The organism is Pseudomonas orientalis (assembly GCF_002934065.1).
In the GTDB taxonomy this organism is placed as follows: Bacteria; Pseudomonadota; Gammaproteobacteria; order Pseudomonadales; family Pseudomonadaceae; genus Aquipseudomonas; species Aquipseudomonas orientalis_A.
This window is the reverse complement of record NZ_CP018049.1, coordinates 3,494,196-3,513,786: the sequence shown is the minus strand read 5'-3', so window position 1 is coordinate 3,513,786 and position 19,591 is coordinate 3,494,196. Positions and strand designations below refer to the sequence as shown.

Here is a 19,591-nt window from a genome sequence, read left to right as displayed (position 1 = left end):
CATACAGCAAAGGTCTTGCTTTTTTATGTCTACACCCATCATCCCTTGGATGGGCGGCAAACGCCGCCTGGCCGACCGCCTTATCCCGCTCTTCCCGCCACACGAATGCTACGTTGAAGTCTTTGCCGGCGGCGCCGCGCTCTACTTCATGCGTCCCCAGGCAGCGCCTGTTGAAGTGCTTAACGACATCAACGGCGACTTGGTCACGCTGTACCGCGTCGTGCAGAACCACCTGGAAGAATTTGTCCGCCAGTTCAAATGGGCGCTCAGTTCCCGCCAGGTGTTCGAGTGGCAAAAGATGACCCGTCCGGAAACCCTCACCGACATCCAGCGCGCCGCCCGATTCTTTTACCTGCAGCACCATGCTTTTGCCGGCAAGGTGACGGGGCAGACGTTCGGCACTGCTACGACCGGCCCGGCCATTAACCTGCTGCGGATCGAGGAAAACCTGTCTGCAGCGTGGCAGCGGTTGTCCGGCACATACGTTGAGAACCTTCCTTGGTCGGACTGCGCTGAGCGCTACGACCGTGCGCACACCTTTCACTACATGGATCCGCCTTACTGGCAGACGGCAGGCTATGGCGTGGATTTTCCTTTTGAAAACTACGAGCGCATGGCCGACTTTATGCGGCTCTGCAAAGGTAAGGTGATGGTCAGCATCAACGATCACCCTGATATTCGGCGAGTGTTTGAGGGGTTTCACTTTGAGATGGTGGACATTCGTTACAGCACCGCGAATGCGCGGCAGGGCAAGACCGAAGCCACCGGAGAGTTGATAATCATGAACTGGGAGCCTGCAGCATTGGGAGGCCTGTTCTGATTTGAGAGGTAGATTGCGCATCGCAATTCGCTATTCGAGTGAGGCGGCGCATGTCCATCTCGCCTGATGCTTACTCGCGCTTATTAAGAGTGGTGGCGTAATGGGTTCATTGAACTAAGATGAACCCTTTAGAGCGTATTGTGATCTTTCAATTTCTCATTGGTAGCAGATGGACAAGCGCATTGCAGGTCTTTCATTTCTACTTAGTCTCGGCTGGGTCACAGCCATTGTGTTCGTCATAAAATCATAGAGCACTGAGGTCAATAGGCTTGGTCCATACATGCCCTTCCACTCGGAAGCGAAGTATTGGCGTGCTGTATAGCCTACGGCTCATGATTCAGCATTTGTTCGCGTTGCTTGGAACGAAGGGTACCGCGCCGTTAGGCGGGCAGGTCGAGATACCAAAACCTCCACCAGCAGTCATAGAACAACCTCGGGCAAATGTCTCAACGCCGCTCGTAGCTCATGCCAGGGGTATTGAAAAATAGGCATTTTCAAAGGACATCCTGATGCGTGCACAAAAGCGTGCGCTGCGTGGATAGCATCTTGGCCTTCATGGCAGGAAAGGCAATACAACGTTTGCTCCATCAGCATCCACCTTCGATGCCAACTGTCAAGTTCGATGCTAATCGAGTCGCGCCTGAGGTGTTTTCTATTAGCTATTTCGTCCTTCATCGACGACCAACACTTCGCCAATTCTGCATTGAGCTGTACCTTATGATAAAAATAGGTGATCCAAACCGCAGATTATAGATAAAATAGTCCAAGCGTCGAAGCAATCTACCTCTAATGCGTCCTTATAAGCGGTGACATAGCGCAATGCAAGACTAGTCTCTAGGGTTTGGCTTCGTAGAACCGCAACATTGCTGGGATCAGAGCTCATTACCGACCAGCTTTGCTTGTAAACCTCAATTTCGGCAGGGTCTCCGCTGCGAGGCGCTCGCGGTGAGAGATCTCAAAAGCCTGAAAATCAATCACCTTAGCCTGAAGCAGACCTGTGAGCCAGCCTGCCGAGTGATGGAGCTTGATGGAGAGTGTTTCTATATTTTTGGCTTGCGCAATATCACGTAGCATGCTTAGCCAATGCTTCTCGTAGAACAGTGGTGGTCAGATTTTTTCTGAGCAAGAGGGGCTCATACTTTCCCCATTCTTTTTTGCCAGTGGTATTGTCACTCATATACATTTCCTACTCTGTTTATCGCATTAACCGAGCATGTTGGTTAGGGATGTAAAATCCGGTCAATTGGGATAAGTCAACCAGTGATCCGAAAAAATGTACTATCTCTACTCTATTTTTCGTGTTTTCAGAACTCCATTAGGTGAGAACAAAGAGGGTCAATAGCGATTAAAAAAGTATTCCATAAGTTCAGTAACTATGCGGCGTTCACGGAGCGTTAGTTGGCAAAATATGGAAAAAAATTCGCTTTGGTCGGACCCCCTCGAGTGCCTGCCCGTCACTACGTACTGAACATCAATTCCAATATCAGCCAACTGAGAAAGGTATAACGCGCTGGGGCTTCTCCGCCCTTGCTCATACTTGTATTGTGCATTTGCCTTGACGCCGCCGATTGCGGCAAAATCTTTCTGTGAGTATTTCAGACGAACGCGCTCTTCTTTCAAGCGTGTGCCAATCTCATGCATAAAACCTCCGAATAGGCTATATCGTAGAGCCAGAATTGTAGGCCAATATTAAACCGGCGTAAACATACTAAAAGCAGATGGATATGTGAGTAGCATCCTAATGATAACTTGAAAGTGGCGATTCATTTTCAAATGTTTGAATAAGTGGCTCTCACTGGAGTGGCTAGTGCGATGCGTCACCTTGATACAGACTGGTGAATAGCTGCATTAGCTCAGCGCTGGGCGAGGCACGGAAGGCTGAGCGGCATTTATGATAAACGGTAAGCCGCTACCGGCTTGGCGCGCCTTCGTGATATGGATCAAATTGCAAAGGCGTGCAATGGCTCTCGAGCTTTTCGCGGAGCAGCGCTCTTTTTGTACTCTGGAAAATGCGTCTGTCGAAATGAAAAAAATGAACTTTTCCTTCTATACAAAATTTCAATTCCATACGATTCACTGCTGGGCTCAGACTGCTGAGTAATACCTATAACCTCCATCTGTAAAATAAATTGAACTTTTATTGATTGGGGTGTTTTCATTTTTAAGAAGGAAATTGTTAAAGATTTGTCATTCATTGCCGAATACCTTAGTGGACAGGGATGGCATGGAGAGGCCGCCAATCGAGTCTGTAAATATAATTTGAGAGAGTTACATGTTAAAAAATATTTTGATGAATCTAACAGTCAGATCTAAGCTGGTAATCGGCTTCGCAGTAGTGATTGTGCTCACGCTCCTGATTGCTCTGACCGGTTGGAGAGGCATAGTTTCGATGAGCGAGCGAAGTGAGCGTGTATCTGAAATCGCAAAGCTGAGTACACTGACGCGAGATATGCGAATAGCCCGGTTGGTTTACAGCAATGAATCAAACGACGAAAATGCTGCCAGCTGGCTCCATGCGTATGAAGAACTAGACCAACACCTCAATTACCTTGGCAATGTGCTGGATTCTGAACTTAACGTTCCGCATGTGAAAGTTGCAATTACAGCGATGAAAGATTACAAAGAATTTTATACGCGTTTAGTCGCAGCAACACATGATCGAGAAAATAGCAGAAAAATTTTTGGAAGTAATGGCGAAAAAGCGGGTGAAGAGCTTCAAGAACTGAATCGAATTGTGAATTCATCTGAAGGCAGTGCAAACCAACGAGCTTCCATGTTGCAAGCTCTCACTCTTTTTCAAAAAATGCGCTTCGATGTTCGTGGCTATACCTATACCCTGAAGTCTGAGGCTGAAAAACTAGCCATTGACTCAATCTCGACAACAACTGAGTACGTCAAGACTTTAGGGCAGGACGCTATTTCCCCAGATTTAGTTGTAGGTCTCGAGGAGTCGATGGGCAAGTACGGAGCGGCTATTGGCGAATTCTCTGCAGCCCAGCTAGTAATCAATCAAGCTCAGGCGGGTATTTCGAAAAATATTGATATTTTGTTGGGGGCAGCTAACCAATTAGCGAAAAACCAGGTTGAACTCCGCAGTGAAGACGTTCGTCAAGCCAGTAAGATGCTAATTGTTTGGCTTAGTATAGCAATCGTCGTAAGCATCATAGCCGCGTGGATAATAACACAATTGATAGTAGTGCCCTTACGTGAAACGCTGCAGTTAGCTAGCAGAGTAGCGGCTGGTGACTTGACATATGACATACCTGCTACACGGAAAGACGAACTCGGCATGCTGCAGTCCAGCATGAATCGAATGACCATGAATTTACGACAATTGATAGGCGGTCTGCGTGACGGTGTCACACAATTGGCGAGCGCAGCCGAGCAATTGTCAGCAGTGACTGAGCAAACGAGCGCCGGGGTTAATACGCAGCGCAGCGAAACCGATCAGGTTGCAACTGCGATGAATGAAATGGCTGCCACCGTTCTGGAAGTCGCTAGAAATGCAGAGCAAGCTTCGCATGCAGCTGTTAGTGCTTCAAAGGAGGCTCGTGACGGTGATGGTGTAGTCTCCAAGGCCGTCGTTCAGATTGAAACGCTTGCAAGTGAAGTCGGTCGGTCCAAGATCGCGATGGATGAGCTGAAACAAGAGAGCAACAAGATAGGAGGGGTCCTTGAGGTGATTAAGGCTGTCGCAGAGCAAACTAACCTGCTGGCGCTTAACGCGGCCATCGAAGCCGCTCGCGCTGGTGAGGCTGGGCGCGGTTTTGCTGTAGTTGCTGATGAGGTCAGAAGTCTCGCTCAGCGGACCCAAAAGTCAACCGAGGAGATTGCGGAACTTATTGAGGGTCTACACGACCGTACTGCGCGCGTCGCGACTTCTCTGGAAAATAGTCGTATGCTTACTGATAATAGTGTTGAGTTAACTCGAGAAGCAGGCGAGTCCATTGGAAGTATTAGTCGATCAATTTCAACCATCGAATCAATGAACCAACAAATTGCTGCATCCGCTGAGGAGCAGAGTGCGGTGGCCGAGGAAATCAACCGAAGTGTTCTGAACGTACGGGATATTTCCGAGCAGACAGCTTCCGCAAGTGAGGAGACTGCTTCATCCAGTGCGGAGTTGGCACGATTGGGTGTGCACCTGCAGGGTTTGATGAGTAAGTTTGTCATATAGGCAAGCAGATATATCAGGTCATCATTCAGATGACCAAAGCGTAGCGCGGAATGATGGTCTGCGTTGGAAGATTTGTTTTTTTAAAAAAACGATAGTTCTTCTTTACCCAGGCTAGGCTCATTCTGCGCTGATTGGTACCAGATATTTCAGAGGTGCTCAATAGACCAAGAAATGCCACTTATCAAAAGCTGGCGGAGAGTGAAACGAATCTTTTGTTTTTAGAGTCGGGGAGTACGGATCGTCAGCGCCTTTTATTCATATATATTAAATTTTCGGTATTTCGGCGGTTTGCGCTTATTCGACAGGGGTTAATGGCTAAACCAATCCTCAAGCCAAATAATGCAACTCCTGCAGAATGCGGTCTCTGCCTTGATCGGTTGCCTCGAGTAACGGAATGCCGACGGCATGGATGTCGGCCCACGCTTTTGTATAGGTTCTAGAAAATCGGCGAACGTGGAAACGTTGCTAAACTGGATTTTCTTCAACTAAAATGATCTTTTCTTGAGCGCACGTTACCTGGGCCGCACTGGATCAGCGAGGTGTTGAAAGTAGTTCTGCAACCCAAGCCTGCGTGGCCTGCCTGCTTTACACCTACTGAAGATAACGGCGTTGCGGAATATATCCCAACTCAAAATCTTAATTTTTAAGAAAAATATAGTGGATTTCAAATCCGCCTGCACCGGTTCGATTCCGGCCCGGGCCTCCACTCTTAAAAGCCTCGCAGCCATTAAGTTTCGGGGATTTTTTATGTTTACTATTTGGGCATCGCTTACGCAACTTTTTGAACCACTTCTTCAATCCCACCTTTTCTTCGGCAAAATTTGAGAATCCGTTATTAGTATATCCTATCGCGATTGGATATGGGGTTGTGTTCAAGAGCAAGGCGTATAATAATCGGCTAACGCCTATAAGCTGAATCGCCCCTAGTTTCGTAGACACCTCCAAGCCTTAAAATGAGGCCCATTAGGAGGTGCCATGAGCAACCAGCGTTATCCCGAAGAATTCAAAATCCAGGCGGTCAAGCAAGTGACCGAAAAGCAGCTTCCTGTCTCGGAGGTGGCTGCACGATTGGGTGTGTCTGTGCACAGCCTCTATGCCTGGGTTAAGCGCTACACCAAGCCTCAGGAACAGCGCGTTGAGGAGGATGATCAGAGCGCTGAGGTTCGTCGTCTACGTGCCGAGCTGAAACGGGTGACGGAGGAGCGAGACATCTTAAAAAAGGCCGCCGCGTACTTTGCCAAGGAGTGCGGCTGAAGTACGCCTTTATTAAGCAGCAAGCGGGTCATTACGCGATTCGACGGCTTTGCCTGACGCTCAAGGTTCATCCCAGCGGCTACTACGCGTGGCTATCAGAACCAAAATCTGCGCGAGCCAAGGACGATCAGCGACTGCTTGGATTGATCAAACACTCCTGGCTGGAAAGCGGTGGCGTTTATGGCTATCGAAAGATCCATGATGACCTGCGAGAGGTTGGTGAGAGCTGTGGCCGTCACCGGGTGGCTAGGTTGATGCGCCTTGAAGGTTTACGTTCTCAGACTGGGTATCGACGGAGGCCTGGAAAATACGGCGGTAAGCCAGCCGTTGCCTCACCGAACTTACTGAAGCGCCAATTCGATGTCAGAGAACCCAACAAAGTTTGGGTCACAGACATTACCTACATCCGAACATATGAAGGCTGGCTGTATTTGGCCGTGGTGCTCGATCTGTTTTCACGCCAGATCATTGGTTGGTCAATGAAGTCGCAGATGACCAGCGACGTAGCCATTGATGCACTGCTGATGGCGGTTTGGAGACGTAAGCCGAAGCAAGAGGTGATGATCCACTCGGATCAAGGCAGTCAGTACAGCAGCTCAGACTGGCGAAGCTTCTTGAAAGCTAACAACCTGGTAGCCAGCATGAGTCGTCGAGGTAATTGCCACGACAACGCTGTGGCGGAGAGCTTTTTCCAGTTGCTGAAGCGGGAACGGATCAAGCGTAAAATCTACACTACACGCCAGGATGCTCGAGATGATGTGTTCGATTACATCGAGATGTTTTACAACCCAAAACGACGCCACAGTTTCAACAATCAGCTGTCACCGGTAGAGTTTGAAAAGCGTTACGCAGCGAGCCTTGAGAGTGTCTAGAAAACCCGGGGCGATTCATTTCTCTCCCTAAACGCCACAAAAATCGAGCCGTGGTGACGTATAGCATGGCAGGAGTGGTGGGGCCTTATGATCGGTGCAAACAATAAAAGACCTGCTAAATGCTTCCTCGTTTAGTGCGCACTTTTATGAGTCGGATATGACCGATTTGGTAGAAAGCGGCCACGATATATTTATAAATTTCGGGCCTTTCTGTGGTTTGCGTTCATTCGACAGCGTGCTGGGGAGGGTAAAAACAGTTCCCAAACTCAATACGCACCCCCTGCAGAATGCGGTCTGTAGACTGACCGGTTGCCATGAGTAATGGAACGCCGTCGGCCTTCAGGACGTCGGCTTGCGTGAGTTTGCATAGCGGTCTTGAAAACCGGCGAACGTTAATAGCGTTCCCAGGGTTCGAATCCCTGGTTTCCCGCCAAGATTTACACGAAAGCCCCGCGATTGCGGGGCTTTTGTGTCTCTGGGTTTGGGCTGTACACCGGCACAAGGCAGGGGCTCCGAAATTTTCAGGTACAAGTTCCGCAGCTTTGTCTATTTGAAGGATTGACGGATGCGTCAATCCTCCGGTAAATCCGCTTTGTGATCTACTGCTTGCTGTGCCCGAGCAGAAAGCTGGCACCGCCAATATCGACGATTTCACATGCCGCCTTTAGCCGAAGATCACGAAACTGAAATCGAGAAATCTTCGCTGTGAGCAATGGGTCACCCTGATCGATTGCCTTTTTTTCGCCTTCTCCTCGCCTTGTCCCAGCGCAATCGAAACATCCACTTTTTCATCCGCCTTCCATGTTATTGATAATCAAGCACTTGGAAGAATGGTTTAGCCATGGACGCTCTGCCTTCAATGTTACAAGGTGCTTCCAAAACGATTGGTAGTGGTATAATGGCGATGTGACACTTATCACTATTCAAATCATTAGGATCAATAGCAATGTCGAAAATAACGCCCTTGGGCGCTGATCAAAGCCAAGCACCTGAAGAGCCTGTCTTGATGGTGGAAAGTCAAAGTGCGGCGCCTCTGACGCCGGTTGATGTAGCACCTGCTCCTATCAGCCCAGAAGCCATTGCGCCTTCAGCCGTCCAAGGCCGGTCACCTTCAAAGAGTTTTTTTGATGAGGACAAGCAAGCTGATACCAAGACCTTTTTTGACAGTTTAAGAAATATGGGCATTTGCATCGCCATGCTCCTTGGGCTGCCGGCTTTTTACAAAGCAACTGAATACCTTCCTCACGGGCTACAAACCTCGGCAGGTTGCTTTGTGATCGGAGCAGTGATTGTTTTAGCATCAGCCAACATTCTTTGGACTTTACAAGCTCTCAAAGAAAAATCATCTATGTGGGCCAAAGGCCTTTTCGTGATTTTGGAATTGGGCATAACCGTTATATTTGTCGTCAGTGCATTTCGTTCTTTGCCTGGATTCTAGTAGTGCCACTGGCAACCGTAGCGTGTCGCAAAGAAACGTTGCGTTGTTAATGCCTACAGCAGTGTCGAAGCGCAAGTTGCTTACTCGCATGCCCTTGGTGCTATCGCAGCCCTTGGGCTTGCAGGCATAGGACCGGAAGCTCTTGTTTACTCATCCGAGTATTCGAAATAACTCGCGTACGAACATCATTTTTGAGGCGAACGCCATCACCAATGAGAGCTTTTGGCATTTACAGTTCCGCCAAACCGACGAAGTAACGACATGTGGGTTTTGATAGCGGCGACCCTCTTGGCTGCAATAAAGAAACGCAGTTACTTAAAATTCCTCTCAACGATCAGTCCATAGCAACGTTTCGCGACGGTCGCCAAGTACAATCCACTCAGCGCAATCGAACCCAGGAAGGCGAAAACCAGGATCGCTTCGAATGTCAGTCCGTTATGTTTTGACCAGACGATTAGGTCCTGAGTGACCGTTGTTGCTACCCACAGGTAATAGGTACCCGTAGCAAAGCTAGGTAGGCCGATTAAGATCAGCGCCCAGTCGTTAAGCTCTGCCCAGGTTTTCTTTTTTCGGCTGCTCCATGCAGCAGAAATAGCTTTGACGATCTTCATAACGATTACTCCCGAGTGCGTTTTGCTTTAAGGAAGCACAAAGCTACTACGGGAACCCATTCCCAGCTACTGGCATTCCATCCACGCTGGATGCCTGATCAAACCCTTCTACAACAGGGAAGCAATCATGGGCGTTAGATGCTGATCGTCAGGTCCACAATATCGAATTCAACGTTGGCGATATTTCTCGTTGTAAAACTTTACTATGGCTTGGCATTTGGTTGGACCTTCGTAGGCTCCGGGCCCAGCTACACCGAATTCAGCGATGGCGGGCTCACTGGAGGATCCAAGACGCGAGATCCCGTTCGACCTAGTGGCCCGCTGGTCATTCTTGATGATCTTGATGAAGCCCAGCGCCGTCTCAGTGCAGCAGGAACCACAATAAGCCGGGAGATCTCCGCGTTTGCTGGGGGCAAGAGATTTCACTTCATTGATCTGGGTGGATATGAGTTGGCGGTCTGGAGTGCGCAGAAATAAACGGTTGACGCTAGCCCAGCCCACAGCAGGGTCACTTCACACAGCCGATCAAGAATCGTTTGCAGGAGTGCCACACTATGATGCTGTCTTTGAATGCTCACACATCCGTCGATGCCCCCAGATAGCTCCCAGCAAGACAGCAGTCCGGCGACGAGTGCAACATTGAGCCCAATGCGGGCGCCGGCCGACTTCATATAACCGGCAATGCCGGCGCCGAGCAGCGTTTTCTCACGGATCCCCTTCAAGTCGCATAGATATACTCGATCTAAGTTCGCGCTACCGCCGTCATCTGCCGCAGCGGCAGCGGCTACCTTGCCCGCCTCGGTCGCACGGGATACCGCAGCAGCAAGTTGCTGGGGTTGATCTTTGGTCATGGCTGTACCTCTCCCGCCGCTCACCGGCAGGCATGTAGGAGGGATTGGGGTTAGGAGTTCTGGCGTTCTGGGGGGAGGGCGCGAACCCAAAAAAGAGCCGCCGCTTTCCGGTGTAGCCGCATTCGCGGCAACCCGTGGACGAACCACAGCTGCAGCCACCCTCGCAATCGCAGCCACACCCGGAGCAGTCCAAAGTGCAGCATTCAAGCGGCCAGCTAATATTGCTGCCGGACGTATGCGCAGATGTGGCTCAAGGATTATCTCTAGTCAAGTGCCTAAACCAGTTACCTGTAGCGGCGATTTAAGATATTTTTAAAAAAACTTATAACGCGTAAAAAGGATGATTTAGAAAATGAAGGAAGAACTGCTTGTCCCTTTAGTCGGCGGTGTTGTTGTTGCGGTAATCGCAGGTGCCATATCATTATCCGTAGCAATCCTTTCTAAGGATCAAAAAACCTCTGAGTTTCGTCAGTTATGGATTGATGCTCTTCGGCAGGATGTGTCTAGACTTTCTGGCGTTCTGCATATGCTGATTGGTATGTCTAATATTATCAGTGAACAAACTGATGACCAAAAAGCAAATTTTTTGGTGTCCAGTAAAGATAACCTTATTGAAATGGTGGATTTAGTGACCCGGATTAGGCTGCGGTTGAATATAAAAGAGCACGTAGTTCTCTTGGCTTTACTTGATGAGGTATCTAATTCAAAGGACATGTCAAGACAGGCGATGGAGAGTCAGATTGAGGCAGTAGTCACTGAAGTTCAAAAGGTTTTAAAGAATGAGTGGGAAAGAGTAAAACGTGGAGAACGCTCATTTCAGATTTTGAAGTGGTCTTCAGGCTTCGTGCTTGTTCTGGGGTTGGCGGGAGTTGGGGTGTATTATTATCTTACTTGACGATCCTCAAGCATCTGCCGGGCGCCATACGTTACCGTGTGCTGCCATTCCTGCTCGCTCAGTTCATGCCGCATAGGGCCTGGCCGAACTTCCTTGGCGCGATGCTCTTCAGCGACTTGTAATTGATCATGCCCTGGCGGCCGCTCGGGTCGATGTTCACCACCGCAACGTGGTTGGATGCCAGCAACGAGTGGCACGAGCGGGCGATGCGTGCCTGCAGGTTACGCGGCTTGCGCTTTTTCATAATGACTCTGCGAGTTTGCGCAGCGCGTTACACGCAGCCCGAGATATGGGCGGCTTCCGGCGCTTGAGGATGGTTGTCCGGTCCACGTTGTGACTCGCCACAGGCTTTTCGGCCCTGCCGACGGGGGCCGAAGTTTGGACGGGTGTGGCGCGGACTGGCTCGGGCCCAACCAGCTTCTCGACAATGGGCTCTGACGTGATAGCTGCCAGGCGTTGGGCCTCTTGTTCCTCGGCAATGCACTTCGCGTCGGCCTTTTCCTGAGCTCCCTTCTGGTGTTCGGAGATTCTGAATTTGATCAGCGTCACCAGATCATCATTGGTTCTGGTCACCAGCTGCAGTAAGTCGTTGAGCAGGAAGACATAATCAATGGCAAGCTCCGCCAGACTGTTCAGGTTCAGACGAATGCTATCGGCTGCTTGGTTTGCGTCGATTTTCGCCCGGGCCAGCTCGGTACTGCGTCCTGGAGGCTGGCGATGGTGCGCTTATTCTTCATGGCGCCGGTGAAGTCCGAAACGACATCAGGCAGCGTGACTTTGCCAAGGGTCTTGTTGATTGCGGCGATGTGACCCGCCAGGGCGAGCTCTGATTTTTGCTTGATGTTGGCCTTCAAAACGGCAAACGTTAATAGCGTTCCCAGGGTTCGAATCCCTGGTTTCCCGCCAAACACATAAGAAACTCCCGCGAGCTAACGCCCTGCGGGATTTTTTTTGCCCGCGATTGCGCAGCGCCGCGACGGCCAGTGCCATTGCCCCATAAAATCCGTGGTCTTTCTGACGAGCTTTTACTCGTCACCTCGCTGTTTTTTTACTACCATCGTTAATCTGCGTACTCAAGGAAGAGCGGCTGAGCGCCTTGAGGCTGGTAGAAATTCATGCTCGATCATTGAATGAGTCATGGCTTTTACCCAGAACCTAACGACTCAGCTAACCGAAATGACCTGTTGGTGGAACCGATGAATAAAATGTGTGGCATCGTTGCAGTGCTAGGGATTGCCCTCTCGGGATGCGCTATTAAAACTCCAGAAAAACCTGAAGTGACACCACCTCCTGCCGTCGTCCAGCAAGAAGCGCCTGAAGCCGCAACTCCGGCACCCGCACAATCGCCTGCGCGATATGAGGCTGCACCTGCGAACGCCAGTGCTTACGCCGCAGTGCCTTACGCACCGCAGGCGGCAGAGCCGGAGCAAGAGCCGGAATCAGAGACAAAACTCAACCAGAATCGCGCTGAGCAGTGCCGTAAAGAGTTGGATGTTCTGAAGGTTTACAACAAGGCGTCTTACGACAAATACGAGGTCGAATACCAGGCCATTGCCAGCAAGACCGCTAAATACATGGAAGTTAAGGATTCACTGGGCGCCGATTTGAACTATATGGTCATGCCTGCCTATCAATTTCAAATTCGTGAGTTCTGCTTCCGCGTTAAGACCCGTCTGTCTGAGCTTGTGCTTCGCCAGGCCAAATAAATCCCGGGTTGCATGCCAAAACATCCAAGAGAAATCCCGCGAGCCAGCTGCTCTGCGGGATTTTTTTTGCCTGTGATCGGTGTTGATCCAGCTTCAAGTCTTGAACCGCAGCACCAAGTCGTTCAAGTTGACGGCCAGGCGTGACAACTCATTGCTTGCCATCAACGTCTGGCAGGTGCCTTCGGTGCTCTGGATGGCCAGGTCGCGAATGCTGATAAGGCTGCGATCCACGTCACGCGCTACGTGAGCCTGCTCCTCGGAAGCGGTTGCAATCTGGATATTGCGGTCGTTGATTTCCAGTACCGAATCAATGATTTGGCGCAGCGAGTGGCCTGCTTGCTCTGCGGTATCTCGGGTGGTGTAGACCTCTGAGGTGCTCTTTTGCATCAACTCGACGGCGGCTGAAGAACCGGCCTGAATCGCGGAGATCATCTGTTCGATTTCCTGGGTCGACGTCTGGGTGCGGTGCGCCAGGGCCCGAACCTCATCGGCCACCACCGCAAAACCACGGCCTTGCTCGCCTGCACGTGCTGCTTCAATGGCGGCATTCAACGCCAACAGGTTCGTTTGCTCGGCAATCGCCCTGATCACGCTCAATACTTTGGAGATGTCTTGAGCCTGGCCTGCCAGTTCTTTTACCTGGCCTGACGAGACTTCTACCAGTTCCGTCAGTCCACGCATTGCCGTCAGCGTTTCAGTCACTTTCTGATTGCCCAGATCAGCCGAGACGCTGGACTGCATGGCCGCTTCGGAGGTGGAGTTGGCATTCCTGGCGACCTCTTCAACCGCCGCGCTCATTTCGGTGACGGCGGTGGCCGCTTGCTCTATTTCGCTGTTCTGCTGTTGCAGGGTGCGGTCGGCACTCTCGGTGATCGAGGTCATTTCAACGGCTGCGGTACTCAGTTGAGCAGACGCTCCCGAGATTTCTGAAATAGTGCTCCTGAGGTTGTTCTGCATCAGATTGAGTGCCTGCATCAAGCGTGAGGCTTCGTCCGAACCTGTCACTTCAAGGTCGTGGGTGAGGTCGCCAGACGCTATATTTTCCGCCAACTCAAGCGAGGAGTTGATGGGGCTGACAATGCTTCTGGTAAACAAGCTTGCCAAGACGATTGTCAGGATAAATGCGACGACCAGTACCGAGATCAGCACGCTCACGCTATGGGTGTATACCGCTGTCGCCTCTTCGCCGGACTCCACCGCCTGACGCCCATTCTGCTCACGCAAGATGGTGAGCTGATCCTGATAGGCGATTGCTCGCTGCGCCTGCTCGGTGTTCGCAAAAACAACAGCCTGGTCATGATCGGAAATATCGAGGGCAAGCACTTGCTTGAGGCCGTCGATGTATACATTCATCGCCTCGCTGGTCTTCGCAAACTGGATTTCATCCTGCTGGCCGGAGATGAGGTGTTCACGGTAAAACGCGGTCTTCGACTGAAGTGCCTGTATGGCGTCTTCGACCAATGACTGCGATTTGTCATGCACCTCCCTGGTCGTACTCGAAAGCATGCGGATGCTTTCAAGGCGCGCGTGGAGCAGGGCGATTTGAATATCGTCAATGACCTGGACGCTGGGCAGTGAGTTTTGCTCGATGTCCTGCTCTGCGCTACGCAGGTGATCGATCTGTACATAGGAGAAACCTGCCAGGCTGATCAGCAGCAGTGTGATCAGCCCAAAGCAGACGAAAGCCCTGCGCGCGATATTCAAGGATCTTAATTTCATAAAGGCCTCCGGGGGCCGGGATTCAATGGCGTGGCTTCTCCACGTCCATTTGTGGAGCGCGGACAAAACATCCACGCGGCGCAGTGACGCTCACTCGCAGCTTGGGGGGCAGGTGCACATTCAGGAATACAAAAGAATGAATCGAGATAATAGGCGCGCTAAATAATTGCGCGATTACTAATCGCGCAGATTCTGCTGGAAGGAGTACAGAGGCAGTTCAACCAGGCGCAGGCGCGCAGGGGTGGCCGTGCCGAAGATGACTGCCGTGCGCTTCAGCCGCGGTGTAACAGCGTGTTCGGCGCCACACCGAATGCCTTGCGAAACGCGTGGCTGAAATGGGAGAAGTCGGAAAAACCGAAGTCCAGTGCCGCCTGGGACACACTGCGCACCTGACCGCGCTCGATCGCTTCACGGCTGGCGTTCAGGCGTTCTTTCCAGATCTCTGCAACGGGGGTCTTCTGGTAGCGTGCGAAGGCGCGCGTCACGGTGCGGGTCGATACATGGTGAGCCCGTGCGATGACTTCAATCGACAGGTCCGGCTCGGTCAAATGCCGTTGAATGTACTGCATGATGCGGCCGTACAGGTCGAGTTCCTGGTGGGTGGTTGTCAGGTCCTGCAGCTCAAGGCTGATCACCAGCAGGTCAAGCAATGTCGCGGCATAACGCTTTGCGATGTGTTCATCCTGCATCGACGTCGGCGTGCTCGCGGCCTGGCGCAGCATTTCGCGCAAGGGGATGACCCCTGGGCGACGGTCGTCGAGGACCATCGCGGTGTATTGCGCAATGCGCGGCAGACGCTCGGTGAGCAAGGCGCGCGGGATACGTACCAAGTGATTTTCGGTACCACCGAAGCTGAAGCGAAACGCCTGGGTTGCGTCGTAAAGAAACAAATTTCCCGCTGCGAGGTTGGCTTTGCGTGCACCTTGTTCAATTTGACCATGGCCATTTCGGGCGAAACCCAGCCATAAGTCTTCCGCCGGACCGCTGCGCAGATGCCGCTCGGATCGCTCCCAATAATGCAGTGGCGAGGACAGCGAACAGAGGTCCAGATCGCCGACGGTGTTGACCGTCAGGGCGCCATCAAAACTGCTCTGGGACAAGGGTTTGCTATCGGCCGCCAGACAGTGGCGGCAGACCACTTCTTTCCAGTAATCAAAGCGACGCGGCGCAGGAACGGCAAGGGTCGAATAGTGAGTGCTCGGGTTCATGGCACGGACCTCGGTACGGCGGGCTCGAGAAGGGGTAACGGGCGTTTTTTGGCAAGCAATTAGCAGGCCAGGCGTTTGCGCGGGACCTTGTGTGCCTGCCGCCTCGCTTATCTGTAACCGCAGGGGGGCGAATTCGCCCTGGTCATGCCCACTGAAAGTACGGATGCACCATCGCCGATCACGGACGGCCCGGCGGCCGCCGCCTGTCTTGCCCAACCAAACGGTTGTCTCGACGAGCCAAGCGACCCTTGGTCGTCCCGGTCTAATTTGCACCTCGCAGCCGCTCATACCGCCCATCCGCAGGCCTGAACGAAAATAACGAGGAGCTCACTATGGAATCTGCAATCGACACCCATCTCAAATGCCCACGCAGCCTGTCGCGCCGGGTGCCCGAGGAGTATCAGCCACCGTTCCCGATGTGGGTCGCCCGCGCAGACGAGCAGCTTGAACAAGTGGTGATGGCGTATCTCGGTGTGCAGTATCGAGGCGAGGCCCAGCGCGAAGCCGCGCTGCAAGCCATGCGTCACATTGTCGGCAGTTTCAGCCTGGCCGACGGCCCGCAGACCCATGACTTGACCCACCACACCGACAACAGCGGCTTTGACAACCTGATGGTCGTTGGCTACTGGAAAGACCCCGGCGCGTATTGCCGCTGGTTGCGCTCGGCGCCGGTGAACGACTGGTGGGCTTCACCGGACCGGCTCAATGAGGGCCTTGGCTATTTCCGGGAAATCAGCGCACCGCGCGCCGAACAGTTCGAGACGTTGTATGCCTTCCAGGACAACCTGCCCGGCGTCGGCGCCGTCATGGATGCGACCAGCGGCGAAATCGAGGAACACGGTTACTGGGGCTCGATGCGCGACCGTTTCCCGATCTCCCAGACGGACTGGATGAAGCCCACCAGCGAACTGCAAGTGGTCGCCGGTGATCCGGCCAAGGGTGGCCGGGTGGTGATCATGGGGCATGACAACCTCACGCTGATTCGCTCAGGCCAGGACTGGGCGGATGCCGAGGCGGACGAACGCTCGCTGTATCTGGACGAAATCCTGCCGACCCTGCAGGACGGCATGGACTTCCTGCGTGACAACGGCCAGGCCCTGGGCTGCTACAGCAACCGGTTCGTGCGCAATATCGACCTGGAGGGCAACTTCCTCGACGTGAGCTACAACATCGGCCACTGGCGTTCGGTGGAGAAACTCGAACGCTGGGCCGAGTCGCACCCGACCCACCTGCGCATTTTCGTGACGTTCTTCCGTGTGGCTGCGGGTTTGAAAAAATTACGCCTGTACCACGAAGTGTCGGTGTCGGACGCCAAGAGCCAACTGTTCGAATACATCAACTGTCATCCCCACACCGGAATGCTGCGCGACGCGCAAACCGCAGCCGCCTGAGCCTGGCCACACGCAAAGCCCTGAATTCACCGGCTTGCCACCTCATCAGGTGGCACGGCACCCGTTTGCGAGGAATACACCATGAACAAGCTCCGCCTGCTCACACTCACCACGGTATTGCCGGTATTACCGGCGCACGCCGTTGAGGTCGCCCCCGGCGACTATGAGCAATACCCCGTTGGCGCGACTATCGGTGCGCTGTATTACCAGCACTCGACCACGGACTCGGCCTACGCCAAGGGGCATAAGACGAGTTCGGATTTCAGGCTGAATTCGGATGTCGGCATCCTGCGTCTGCTGCATGTGTATGCCCTGAGCGGCACCGTCACCATCGACCCGCAATTCCTGCTGCCCTTCGGGCATGTCTCCAGTGACGGTGACGCCTCGGCGCTGGGCAGTACCCGCGGGATTGGCGACCTGATCCTGACCGCACCGGTGAAGTGGCGCTTCAACGACGCCCGCGACACCCTGAGCATTGCGCCCTACGTCTTCGTCCCAACGGGCACCTACGACAAGGATGACGGGCTGAACATCGGTGAGAACCGCTGGAAATTCGAACTGCAGAGCGCCTACGTCAAGCACTTCACGCCACACTGGGCGGTGGACGTGGTGGGTGGCGCGACCTGGTATGGCGACAACACCGACTACGGTGCCAATGCCGATCGGCTCAAGCAGGATGTTTCCTACGCAGCGCAGCTGATGGGGCGCTATATGCCTGACGCCACCACCACCTTCGGGATCGGTTTTGGACGCACCTGGGGCGGTGAAACCAACGTCGAGCACGTCAACCAGGATAACGAACTGGGCACCACCAACGTCCGGCTGACGGCCACCAAGTTCGTCACCGCCCAGGACCAGATCCAGCTGCAACTGGGCAAGGATCTGTCGGTGGATAACGGGCCACGGGAAGATTTCCGCATGAACCTGCGCTACGCCCGCGTGTTTTAAGGTCACCGTCTTGCACGGCAGTGGCCGGCTGCCCTCGAGGGTTGCGCGGGGTGTCCGGCCCAGCCAAGTCGCTGTCCGTTTCAACCAAGCCTGTGCCCACTGGCGCAGATTATCTTGAGCGCCAGGCCACCCACGATAAGGACTGCCCTCCATGGCAATCGTTCGCCCCACTCTTGAGCAACTGCAGCACATTGCGAGTCGCTTGCACATGCAGCTTCGCCCCGAGCAAGCCAGTGAATACCTGGCCCTGATGCAGGGGAGCTTTGACGCTTATGACCTGATCGACGAACTGCCCGACTTCATTCCACCAACGCGCTACGAGCGCAGTGCGGGTTATCGCCCGTCGGCGGCGCACAACCGGCTCAACGCCTGGTATTACCGCACCGAAGTCAGCGGTGCCAGGGACGGCAAACTGGCAGGCAAGACGGTTGCGCTCAAGGACAATATCTCACTGGCCGGCGTGCCCATGATGAACGGCGCCAAGCCCCTGGAGGGCTTTGTGCCGTCGTTCGATGCCACCGTCGTCACCCGTTTGCTGGAGGCGGGCGCAACCATCCTCGGCAAAGCCACCTGCGAGCATTACTGCTTGTCCGGCGGCAGCCATACGTCCGATCCGGCGCCGGTGCACAATCCCTACCGCCAGGGCTACGCCTCGGGCGGCTCGTCTTCCGGCAGTGCGGCGCTGGTGGCCGCGGGCGAGGTCGATATGGCGGTGGGCGGCGATCAAGGCGGCTCCATCCGCATCCCTTCTGCGTTCTGCGGCACCTACGGCATGAAACCGACCCACGGCCTGGTGCCGTACACCGGCATCATGGCCATCGAAGCAACCCTCGACCACGCCGGCCCCATTACCGCAACGGTGCGCGACAACGCCTTGATGCTGGAAGTCATGGCCGGCGCGGACGGCCTCGACCCGCGCCAGGCCGCGCCGCAGGTCGATACCTACAGCGATTACCTGGACCGTGGCGTGCAAGGGCTGAGGATCGGTGTGTTGCGCGAAGGCTTCGAACTGGCCAACCAGGACCCGCGTGTCGCCGCCTCGGTGCGCACGGCCATTGCCCGGTTCGAGCAACTGGGCGCACAGGTCGAAGACGTGTCGGTGGCCGAACACCGGATTGCAGGCTCGCTATGGCACCCGATCGGTTGTGAAGGCCTGACCATGCAGATGATGCAGGGCAATGGCGCCGGGTTTAACTGGCAGGGGCTGTATGACCTCGCCTTGCTGGACAAGCAGGCCGGATGGCGCGAGCAGGCGGATGAGCTGTCGGCCTCCCTGAAGCTGTGCATGTTCGTCGGCCAATACGGGGTCGAGCGCTACAACGGGCGCTACTACGCCAAGGCGCAAAACCTCAGGCGAATGGCGCGCGCCGGTTATGACGCGGCGTTGGCCCGCTATGACCTGCTGGTGATGCCCACCGTGCCGATCATTGCCCAACCCCACCCGGAACCGGGTTGCTCGATCACCGATTACGTGGCCCGCGCCCTGGAAATGATCGGCAACGCCTCGGCCCAGGACATTACCGGCCATCCGGCCATGTCGATTCCCTGTGGCCTGGTGGACGGTATGCCGGTCGGGCTGATGCTCGTGGGCAAACACTACGCCGAAGGCACGATCTACCAGGCGGCCGCCGCGTTCGAAGCGGCCGTCGACTGGAAAACCGCCTAGCCGCTCCCGTGCAGCGCAACAACCATAACGCCAGG

Annotated in this window: 16 protein-coding genes and 4 pseudogenes; 11 read left to right on the top strand and 9 right to left on the bottom strand. The window is 53.8% G+C overall.

Translation table 11 applies throughout. The annotated features are described in order from the left end of the window. Positions 1–25: 25 nt before the first annotated feature. The gene (locus BOP93_RS15620) at positions 26–820 is read left to right on the top strand and encodes a DNA adenine methylase (protein ID WP_104503354.1); all 795 of its coding nucleotides are present in this window, start codon (positions 26–28) and stop codon (positions 818–820) included. A gap of 1,335 nt (positions 821–2,155) precedes the next feature. On the opposite strand, the gene BOP93_RS15610 is transcribed toward BOP93_RS15620, so the two are convergent. Both BOP93_RS15610 and BOP93_RS27465 read right to left on the bottom strand, forming a co-directional pair. Further along, positions 2,156–2,461: a helix-turn-helix domain-containing protein gene (locus tag BOP93_RS15610; RefSeq protein WP_104503352.1), complete on the bottom strand. Its 306-nt coding sequence runs from the start codon at positions 2,459–2,461 to the stop codon at positions 2,156–2,158. 299 nt (positions 2,462–2,760) lie between these two features. Continuing rightward, positions 2,761–3,015 (bottom strand): hypothetical protein, encoded by a 255-nt coding sequence (locus BOP93_RS27465; RefSeq protein ID WP_157943509.1) that lies wholly within the window; start codon positions 3,013–3,015, stop codon positions 2,761–2,763. Positions 3,016–3,092: 77 nt separating this feature from the next. Here BOP93_RS27465 and BOP93_RS28260 point away from each other — a divergent pair. The 4 genes and pseudogenes from BOP93_RS28260 to BOP93_RS15590 form a co-directional block, all read left to right on the top strand. Further along, a pseudogene (locus BOP93_RS28260) lies at positions 3,093–4,142 on the top strand (methyl-accepting chemotaxis protein); the annotation flags it as partial. Beyond that, positions 4,125–4,997 carry a methyl-accepting chemotaxis protein gene (locus BOP93_RS28255; protein ID WP_430758798.1) on the top strand — a complete coding sequence of 291 codons (873 nt, stop codon included), beginning with the start codon at positions 4,125–4,127 and terminating at the stop codon, positions 4,995–4,997. The pseudogene BOP93_RS28260 and the gene BOP93_RS28255, both read left to right, overlap by 18 nt. A 975-nt stretch (positions 4,998–5,972) precedes the next feature. Further along, positions 5,973–7,123 (top strand): IS3 family transposase gene (locus tag BOP93_RS15595; protein WP_104502081.1). Its coding sequence is split into 2 segments (ribosomal slippage): positions 5,973–6,207 and positions 6,207–7,123, totalling 1,152 coding nucleotides; the frame shifts between segments, so codons are not numbered across the junction. Between the two features lie 946 nt (positions 7,124–8,069). Continuing rightward, a complete protein-coding gene (locus BOP93_RS15590) occupies positions 8,070–8,561 on the top strand; it encodes a hypothetical protein (protein WP_104503349.1) in 492 nt (163 codons plus the stop codon). Positions 8,562–8,872: 311 nt separating this feature from the next. Here BOP93_RS15590 and BOP93_RS15585 read toward each other — a convergent pair whose 3' ends face one another. Beyond that, complete coding sequence (locus BOP93_RS15585) at positions 8,873–9,172, bottom strand: hypothetical protein (RefSeq protein ID WP_104503348.1); 300 nt, start codon at positions 9,170–9,172, stop codon at positions 8,873–8,875. Positions 9,173–9,333: 161 nt separating this feature from the next. Between BOP93_RS15585 and BOP93_RS27860 the strand changes: the two are divergent. Continuing rightward, positions 9,334–9,649: pseudogene (locus BOP93_RS27860) on the top strand (VOC family protein). Here BOP93_RS27860 and BOP93_RS27460 read toward each other — a convergent pair. Continuing rightward, positions 9,595–10,023, bottom strand: coding sequence for a hypothetical protein (locus BOP93_RS27460; protein ID WP_157943508.1), 429 nt, complete (start codon positions 10,021–10,023; stop codon positions 9,595–9,597). The pseudogene BOP93_RS27860 and the gene BOP93_RS27460 sit on opposite strands and share 55 nt — an antisense overlap. Before the next feature lie 352 nt (positions 10,024–10,375). On the opposite strand from BOP93_RS27460, the gene BOP93_RS15575 reads away from it, so the two are divergent. After that, positions 10,376–10,918 carry a hypothetical protein gene (locus tag BOP93_RS15575; RefSeq protein ID WP_104503347.1) on the top strand — a complete coding sequence of 181 codons (543 nt, stop codon included), beginning with the start codon at positions 10,376–10,378 and terminating at the stop codon, positions 10,916–10,918. A gap of 64 nt (positions 10,919–10,982) precedes the next feature. Here BOP93_RS15575 and BOP93_RS15570 read toward each other — a convergent pair. Together BOP93_RS15570 and BOP93_RS27855 are read right to left on the bottom strand one after the other, a co-directional pair. Beyond that, positions 10,983–11,162: pseudogene (locus BOP93_RS15570) on the bottom strand (hypothetical protein); the annotation flags it as partial. A 394-nt stretch (positions 11,163–11,556) separates the two neighbouring features. Further along, positions 11,557–11,772 carry a hypothetical protein gene (locus tag BOP93_RS27855; RefSeq protein ID WP_237140361.1) on the bottom strand — a complete coding sequence of 72 codons (216 nt, stop codon included), beginning with the start codon at positions 11,770–11,772 and terminating at the stop codon, positions 11,557–11,559. A 276-nt stretch (positions 11,773–12,048) separates the two neighbouring features. Between BOP93_RS27855 and BOP93_RS27850 the strand changes: the two genes are divergently transcribed. Further along, on the top strand, positions 12,049–12,624 hold the full coding sequence (locus BOP93_RS27850) for a hypothetical protein (RefSeq protein WP_237140360.1): 576 nt from the start codon (positions 12,049–12,051) through the stop codon (positions 12,622–12,624). Between the two features lie 93 nt (positions 12,625–12,717). On the opposite strand, the gene BOP93_RS28250 is transcribed toward BOP93_RS27850, so the two are convergent. The 3 genes and pseudogenes from BOP93_RS28250 to BOP93_RS15545 all read right to left on the bottom strand — a co-directional run bounded on the left by BOP93_RS28250 (position 12,718) and on the right by BOP93_RS15545 (position 15,551). Then, the gene (locus BOP93_RS28250; RefSeq protein WP_430758797.1) at positions 12,718–13,506 is read right to left on the bottom strand and encodes a methyl-accepting chemotaxis protein; all 789 of its coding nucleotides are present in this window, start codon (positions 13,504–13,506) and stop codon (positions 12,718–12,720) included. A gap of 69 nt (positions 13,507–13,575) precedes the next feature. Beyond that, positions 13,576–14,343: pseudogene (locus BOP93_RS28245) on the bottom strand (MCP four helix bundle domain-containing protein); the annotation flags it as partial. 272 nt (positions 14,344–14,615) lie between these two features. Next, positions 14,616–15,551: a helix-turn-helix domain-containing protein gene (locus tag BOP93_RS15545; RefSeq protein ID WP_065884997.1), complete on the bottom strand. Its 936-nt coding sequence runs from the start codon at positions 15,549–15,551 to the stop codon at positions 14,616–14,618. Between the two features lie 332 nt (positions 15,552–15,883). On the opposite strand from BOP93_RS15545, the gene oxdA reads away from it, so the two are divergent. The 3 genes from oxdA (at position 15,884) to BOP93_RS15530 (ending at position 19,556) form a co-directional block, all read left to right on the top strand. After that, complete coding sequence (gene oxdA / locus BOP93_RS15540) at positions 15,884–16,942, top strand: aliphatic aldoxime dehydratase (RefSeq protein ID WP_104503344.1); 1,059 nt, start codon at positions 15,884–15,886, stop codon at positions 16,940–16,942. Between the two features lie 81 nt (positions 16,943–17,023). Continuing rightward, on the top strand, positions 17,024–17,890 hold the full coding sequence (locus tag BOP93_RS15535) for a transporter (protein WP_104503343.1): 867 nt from the start codon (positions 17,024–17,026) through the stop codon (positions 17,888–17,890). Between the two features lie 151 nt (positions 17,891–18,041). Further along, on the top strand, positions 18,042–19,556 hold the full coding sequence (locus tag BOP93_RS15530) for an amidase (protein ID WP_104503342.1): 1,515 nt from the start codon (positions 18,042–18,044) through the stop codon (positions 19,554–19,556). The last annotated feature ends 35 nt before the right edge of the window (positions 19,557–19,591 follow it).

Bases quoted from the DNA above. Each gene is read 5' to 3' on its own strand.
- BOP93_RS15620 (WP_104503354.1), top strand. From the start codon at position 26: ATGTCTACACCCATCATCCCTTGGATGGGCGGCAAACGCCGCCTGGCC.
- BOP93_RS15610 (WP_104503352.1), bottom strand. From the start codon at position 2,461: ATGCATGAGATTGGCACACGCTTGAAAGAAGAGCGCGTTCGTCTGAAA.
- BOP93_RS27465 (WP_157943509.1), bottom strand. From the start codon at position 3,015: ATGAATGACAAATCTTTAACAATTTCCTTCTTAAAAATGAAAACACCC.
- BOP93_RS28255 (WP_430758798.1), top strand. From the start codon at position 4,125: ATGAATCGAATGACCATGAATTTACGACAATTGATAGGCGGTCTGCGT.
- BOP93_RS15590 (WP_104503349.1), top strand. From the start codon at position 8,070: ATGTCGAAAATAACGCCCTTGGGCGCTGATCAAAGCCAAGCACCTGAA.
- BOP93_RS15585 (WP_104503348.1), bottom strand. From the start codon at position 9,172: ATGAAGATCGTCAAAGCTATTTCTGCTGCATGGAGCAGCCGAAAAAAG.
- BOP93_RS27460 (WP_157943508.1), bottom strand. From the start codon at position 10,023: ATGACCAAAGATCAACCCCAGCAACTTGCTGCTGCGGTATCCCGTGCG.
- BOP93_RS15575 (WP_104503347.1), top strand. From the start codon at position 10,376: ATGAAGGAAGAACTGCTTGTCCCTTTAGTCGGCGGTGTTGTTGTTGCG.
- BOP93_RS27850 (WP_237140360.1), top strand. From the start codon at position 12,049: ATGAGTCATGGCTTTTACCCAGAACCTAACGACTCAGCTAACCGAAAT.
- BOP93_RS28250 (WP_430758797.1), bottom strand. From the start codon at position 13,506: ATGACCTCGATCACCGAGAGTGCCGACCGCACCCTGCAACAGCAGAAC.
- BOP93_RS15545 (WP_065884997.1), bottom strand. From the start codon at position 15,551: ATGAACCCGAGCACTCACTATTCGACCCTTGCCGTTCCTGCGCCGCGT.
- oxdA (WP_104503344.1), top strand. From the start codon at position 15,884: ATGGAATCTGCAATCGACACCCATCTCAAATGCCCACGCAGCCTGTCG.
- BOP93_RS15535 (WP_104503343.1), top strand. From the start codon at position 17,024: ATGAACAAGCTCCGCCTGCTCACACTCACCACGGTATTGCCGGTATTA.
- BOP93_RS15530 (WP_104503342.1), top strand. From the start codon at position 18,042: ATGGCAATCGTTCGCCCCACTCTTGAGCAACTGCAGCACATTGCGAGT.